This window comes from Aquabacterium sp. A08 (genome assembly GCF_011742065.1).
The window spans coordinates 1-5627 of the sequence record NZ_JAAQQT010000599.1 but is presented as its reverse complement, the minus strand read 5'-3'; the positions used below and the strand labels follow the sequence as shown (position 1 = coordinate 5627).

Genomic DNA, 5627 nt, shown 5'->3' with positions numbered 1-5627 from the left:
GGCGTTGTTGCACAAAGGCCCGGGCGAACGCAGTAACCCCAACCCCAGACGGACTTAGGCCACGGCCACCGTCACCGGGCGTCCGAGTTGGCTGAACCGGTTGAGCAGGGCCACACGGATGTGCAACTCCGTCACCTGACGCTCAAACGTCCTGGCCATCACCCGCTCGCCCAGCCGCTTGAAGCAGTTCATCTTCGTCTCCACCAGGCTGCGCCGGTGGTAACCAATCCACTTCTTCCAGATTCGTCGTCCCAGCCGTTGGCACGCTCGCAAGGCTTCGTTGCGTGAAGCGGCCCCCGTCTGGTTGTTCTTCCACGCCCGGGCGTTCTTGCGTGGGGGAATGATGGCCTGGGCGTTGCGTCTGGCTATCGCCGCATGACACGCCTTGGTGTCGTAGGCTCCGTCACCGCCCACGCTGGCAATCGGCTCATCTGCGGGTATCTGGCTGAGCAGTTCAGGCAGCATGGGTGCGTCACCCGTGCCGTTGTCGGTGACTTCGATGGCCCGGATATCCAGTGTGTGGGCATCAATGGCCAGGTGCACCTTGCGCCACTGGCGCCGATAGTCCGCCCCATGCTTCTTGCGCTTCCATTCACCTTCACCCAGGAACTTGATGCCGGTGCTGTCGACCAACAGGTCCAACGCGGTGGTGCTCGGTCGGTAGGGCAGCTTGACGCTCAGGTGCTTCTGACGTCGGCACACGGTGCTGAAGTCCGGCACCTTCCAGTCCAGACCGGCCAGTCGCAGCAGGCTTTCAACCATTCCCAGGCTCTGGCGCAGGGGCAAGCTGAAGAGGCTCTTGATGCTCAGGCAGAACTGGATGGCGGCATCGGAGAAGATGGGTTGGCGACCCCGCTTGCCGGTGGCTGGGGCGTACCACTGCATGCCTTTGTCCAACCAGACCGTCAGTGACCCGCGTGCCTTGAGTGAGGCGTTGTAGCTGGCCCAGTTCGTCGTCTTGTACTTGCCCCTGGGGCGCTTGCTCTCACTCATGCTGCGAGCCTAGCAGCTGATTGGGGTGGATTTGTGCAACAGAGCCCTCTGGATGTAGAAAACTGAACATGGCTTAATGGCCATGTTCATGGTGGATTTACAGCCATGACCAGTATCCTCACAACGTTTTGGCAGTGGGCAGCAGTCTCAAAAGTGCCATACCAGCTGCTCCAGAAAATACCGATGCCATGAAGATCCCGATCTTCGCGCTGTCCATCAATTCGTCCCCCAGCGCAAGACTGGCAATGAACAGAGCCATCGTGAAGCCGATACCTGCGAGCAAGCTGCCGCCTGCCAAGCTGCCCCAACTCAGCTCAGGCGAGCGGACAGCCACACCGGAACGCAGTGCGAGCCAACTCAGCAACAAGATGCCTGCAGGCTTGCCAACGGTGAAGCCAAGGAACACCGCAAAAGTGATGGGCTGGAAGGCGCTGTCCCAACTCAGCACCAAACCAGCATTGGCGAGAGCGAAGGCAGGCATGACGCCGAAGCTCACCCATGGGTGCAGCATCATTTCCAGGCGCTCAACGGGGGAAAGGGATTCGCGTGCGGCAATCTCGGCAATCTGCAGGGTTTCACGGTCGCGGGTGTGCTCGCTGCCCTGGGTGCCAGCCGGGTGGGCGATGACCTGGCTGAGGATGGAATAGAGCCTACTGTCGCTCACCCAGCGTCTGGCGGGTGTCATCAGACCCAGTACCACGCCCGTGACTGTGGCGTGGAGCCCCGAGGCATCGACCGCCAACCAGGTGAGGCATCCGATGCAGAAATAGACCGGCAGGCTGCGTAACCCAACGACCGCCAGCACGCGCAGCACCGCTATACATAGCGCAGCCAATGCCAGCATGCGCCAGTCCATCTGGTGGCTGTACCCGATGGCGACCACCAGCATGGCGCCAATGTCGTCCACGATAGCCAGAAAAAGCATGAAGACGCGCAGGCTGTGCGGGACGCGAGAGCCAAGCAGTGTCAGGCACGCCACGACAAAGGCGGTGTCCGTGGCCATCACTATGCCCCAGCCATGCTGGCCGGAATCTCCCCATTGCAAGCCAAGGTAGATTGCCGCTGGCGCAATCATGCCACCCAGGGCACCTGCAACTGAGAGCGCTGCCATGCGGGGGTTGCGCATCTCCCCAAGAACGATCTCGCGCTTGAGTTCCAGTGCGACGAGGAAAAAGAACAAGGTCATGAGCCCGTCGTTGATCCAGCCACGCAGAGAGCGGCCGAATTCAACAGGGCCTATGCGCAGCCCGAGCTGGATGTCCCACAACCCAAGAAACGCATCGGCCCACGGCGAGTTAGACAGGGCCACGGCCACGACGGTGAACAAGAGCAAAACCGCTCCTCCTGCCGCCTCGATGTGCAGGAAGCGGATGAACGGATGGGCCAGGCGGTCGATGAATCCCCGGGGTAAATCGACAGCATCAGGTGATGAGGGGGGGAGATGAGCCATGGGCAACGGGATTACTCCCCATCATCAAGGTGCTGGCTGCAGTGTGACTCTGCAGTGCGCGCGAGTCAGGGCATGTTCAATCCGCGATTTCCTCTGACTTGGGAGCGAACTCACCACACCAACTGGTAGGGGCCGTGATGGGGAAGGCCCATGCCGCCGGGTTGTACCTGGCACTTGAAACATCTGGCCATGCGGGCAATGGCTGTGGCGGAAACCTGTGGCACAGCCCGACACCATGCTCCGAAACGGCGTCTTTGGGATTCCAGAACTTACAGTTATCGCAGTGCATCTTGCTGGCCTAAAAACAGATTCACTCCCAAGGAATGCGCTTCTTTTGATCGCCCTGCATGGTGAGCTGCCTCAGAAGTTCAATGACTTGGTCCAGCTTTTTTTCCAGGTTATCCAACTTTCCTTCCATCGCAGACAACATCTCTTCAGTCTGATGCTGGGGGGGCGAAGAAGTGTCAACCGGCGCATTGTTTGTGGTGGCCATCTGAATACCCTGGTTGTAGAAAACTGAACGAGGCTTAACGGCCGTGATCACCACCCACGGTACCTCGGCGGGACTGCGACTGGTTGCCTCCCCCGACTTGACTTTCACGATCACTGCGGCTCTGCGGCGTGCGGTGTCCCTGATTCAGTTGCGTTGCGTCTTGCTCACCTTGTTTGTTGGTGTCGTTGGACACCTTGCCCGTGTGGGGTTCCTGCTTGTCTGCGGGGCTTTGGTTCTTGCTCATGAAAAACTCCTGGGCTGATGGGGCGGGACGACGGCGTCGTCCGAATACACCGTACATCAAATGTTGGGCACATGCAAACTCAGCAGCCCACCACAGGCGCAGAATGCAAGTTCACCGCCGGAGAACACACCATGCGCCAAGCGTTGTCCAATCACCGCACCAGCCTGGCCACGATCGCCTCGTGGGCCATGTTCAGCCGGGGCCTGGAGCCGGAGTTCCACAGCGACGTTCACAAACAATTGGCACGACTGAGCAGTCCAGCGATGGAGAAGGATTCCCGTATCCGGGATCTGAGCGGCCTGCCGTGGTGCTCTATCGACAATGACGACTCCCGGGACCTGGATCAACTGACCGCCATAGAAGCAGTGAAGCATCGGGAGATGCGGTTGTTCGTCGCCATTGCGGATGTCGATGCCTTGGTCAAAAAGGGCACGCCGGTCGATGCGCACGCGCGCCACAACACGACTTCGGTGTACACCTCGGCGCGGATCTTTCCGATGTTGCCCGAGCGCCTGTGCACCGACCTGACCTCGCTGAACCCCCAACAAGACCGGTTGGCCGTTGTCGTTGAGATGCTGTTCAGCGATGACGGCATCTTGACCAGTTCCTCCATCTACCGGGCCATGGTGCGCAACAAGGCACAGCTCGCGTACGACGCGGTGTCGGCTTGGATCGAGGGTGAAGGCGAGTTGCCTGAGCCTGCCCGCCGCGTTGAGGGCCTGAGCTCGCAACTGCGTTGGCAAGACGACCTGGCCCAGAAACTGAGGGTGTTGCGCCGCGCGCAGGGCTCGCTGGAGTTTGAAACCTTCCAGCCCAGGGCGCTGTTTCAAGGCGAGCGCATCACCGCGATACGGCAACAACCGCAAAACCGCGCCCGGCAGTTGATCGAAGAATTCATGATCGCCACCAACGGCTGTACCGCCCGGTTCCTGGCTGACAGAGGCATGGCCTCGTTGCGGCGGGTGGTTCGGTCTCCGGAACGGTGGCAGCGTATTGTTGAGGTTGCACACCAGTACGGCACGAGCCTGCCTCGGCAGCCGGATGGCAAGGCCCTGGAGGCTTTCCTGGCACAACAACACCGTGCCGACCCCTTGCGCTTTCCCGATCTGTCGCTGGTGATTGTCAAGCTCATGGGGTCGGGCGAATATGCGCTCGAACGGCCCGGCGCGCCAGCGATTGGCCACTTTGGCCTGGCGGTGCAGGACTACATGCATTCCACCGCACCCAACCGGCGTTTCCCGGACCTGATCACCCAAAGATTGTTGAAGGCGGCCTTGGCCGACGCACCCCCGGCGTACACAGACGAAGAACTGGGGGAGCTGGCGAGCCACTGCACCACCCAGGAAGACGCGGCGCAAAAGGTGGAGCGGCAGGTTCGGAAGTCCGAGGCCGCCTTGCTGCTGCACTCCCACATCGGGCAGGTCTTTGCCGGTGTGGTCACCGGGGCGGGCGACAAGGGGGTCTGGGTGCGCATCTTCGAGCCGCCTGCGGAGGGAAGAATCCGAGGCGTCACCACCGCCATCCATCTGGGTGAATTGGTACAGGTCAAGCTGGTTTCCACTTCGGTGGAACGCGGGTTCATTGACTTCGTCTTGGCACACAGATGACTTGCTTTCACCCGTGCGGCGGCCTTGGTTGCCAGCGCTGGAAGAAAGGCGTGTAATGACAGACCGCTTGTTGTCTCAAGGAGAACGCCATGAACCGTCATTCGCTGGGTGCTTGGGTCTTGTCGTGCGTGATGGGTTTCACACTCGCAGGCTGCGCCGTATCGCGTGACCAGTCCACCGTTGGAGAGTACGTTGACGACGCCACTGTCACCACCCGCGTCAAGGCCAGGTTTGCTGAAGACAAGGTGGTGAGCGCGCTGTCCATCAGCGTTGAGACGCTACGTGGTTCTGTCCAGCTGTCCGGCTTCGCCAAGAGCAACGAAGAAAAAGCCCGCGCCGAGGCGATTGCACGCGCAACCCCCGGTGCCAAAAGCGTCATCAACTACATCGCCGTTCGTCCCTAAGGTCTGTCAAACGCTAGGTTGATCTGCGCTACGCACGCTTACCCTTACCTTGAGTCCTGAAAGCCGACGTAGCAGGCGGATGCGCGCTGCCACAGGCCACCAGTCGTACAGAAAAATCTCCATCGGGCGCCACATGGCGACCCAACCGCCAATGACGACACTCTGCTGAAGAATCTGCATGGCGTGAAGACTGGCGCCAGAAATGTTGCCGAGCCATTGGCTCACGCCAATGGACGCAGACAGGAATGCGAGACCGATCATCAGACTGGTGCGCCCACGCTTGAAAAGGTCGCGCAGCTGTGCCTGTGTTGACTGCGTTGATGCCTCGAAATGCGCGCGTATCGCCTGTTCAACCATGTTCAGCTTCGCCAGGTTGGCGGGCGGCTGGTCCAGATGAACCAGCAATGCCAAGGCAGCGTGTTTGGGCAGTTCTTTG

7 protein-coding genes are annotated in these 5627 nt (G+C 60.4%); 2 read left to right on the top strand and 5 right to left on the bottom strand.

The annotated features are described in order from the left end of the window. Positions 1-54: 54 nt before the first annotated feature. From HA630_RS08880 to HA630_RS08865, 4 genes are all read right to left on the bottom strand, one after another. On the bottom strand, positions 55-993 hold the full coding sequence (locus HA630_RS08880) for an IS5 family transposase (protein WP_166833507.1): 939 nt from the start codon (positions 991-993) through the stop codon (positions 55-57). Positions 994-1111: 118 nt separating this feature from the next. Next, complete coding sequence (nhaA, locus tag HA630_RS08875) at positions 1112-2443, bottom strand: Na+/H+ antiporter NhaA (protein WP_166834162.1); 1332 nt, start codon at positions 2441-2443, stop codon at positions 1112-1114. Between the two features lie 310 nt (positions 2444-2753). After that, positions 2754-2936, bottom strand: coding sequence for a hypothetical protein (locus HA630_RS08870; protein WP_166834160.1), 183 nt, complete (start codon positions 2934-2936; stop codon positions 2754-2756). A 34-nt stretch (positions 2937-2970) separates the two neighbouring features. After that, on the bottom strand, positions 2971-3180 hold the full coding sequence (locus tag HA630_RS08865) for a hypothetical protein (RefSeq protein ID WP_166834158.1): 210 nt from the start codon (positions 3178-3180) through the stop codon (positions 2971-2973). A 131-nt stretch (positions 3181-3311) separates the two neighbouring features. On the opposite strand from HA630_RS08865, the gene HA630_RS08860 reads away from it, so the two are divergent. Both HA630_RS08860 and HA630_RS08855 read left to right on the top strand, forming a co-directional pair. Next, complete coding sequence (locus HA630_RS08860) at positions 3312-4787, top strand: RNB domain-containing ribonuclease (RefSeq protein WP_166834156.1); 1476 nt, start codon at positions 3312-3314, stop codon at positions 4785-4787. A gap of 89 nt (positions 4788-4876) precedes the next feature. Then, positions 4877-5191, top strand: a complete 315-nt coding sequence (locus HA630_RS08855) for a BON domain-containing protein (RefSeq protein ID WP_166834154.1) — start codon at positions 4877-4879, stop codon at positions 5189-5191. Positions 5192-5197: 6 nt separating this feature from the next. On the opposite strand, the gene HA630_RS08850 is transcribed toward HA630_RS08855, so the two are convergent. Next, the coding region (locus tag HA630_RS08850; protein ID WP_208300043.1) for a hypothetical protein at positions 5198-5627 on the bottom strand (430 nt) is incomplete at its 5' end.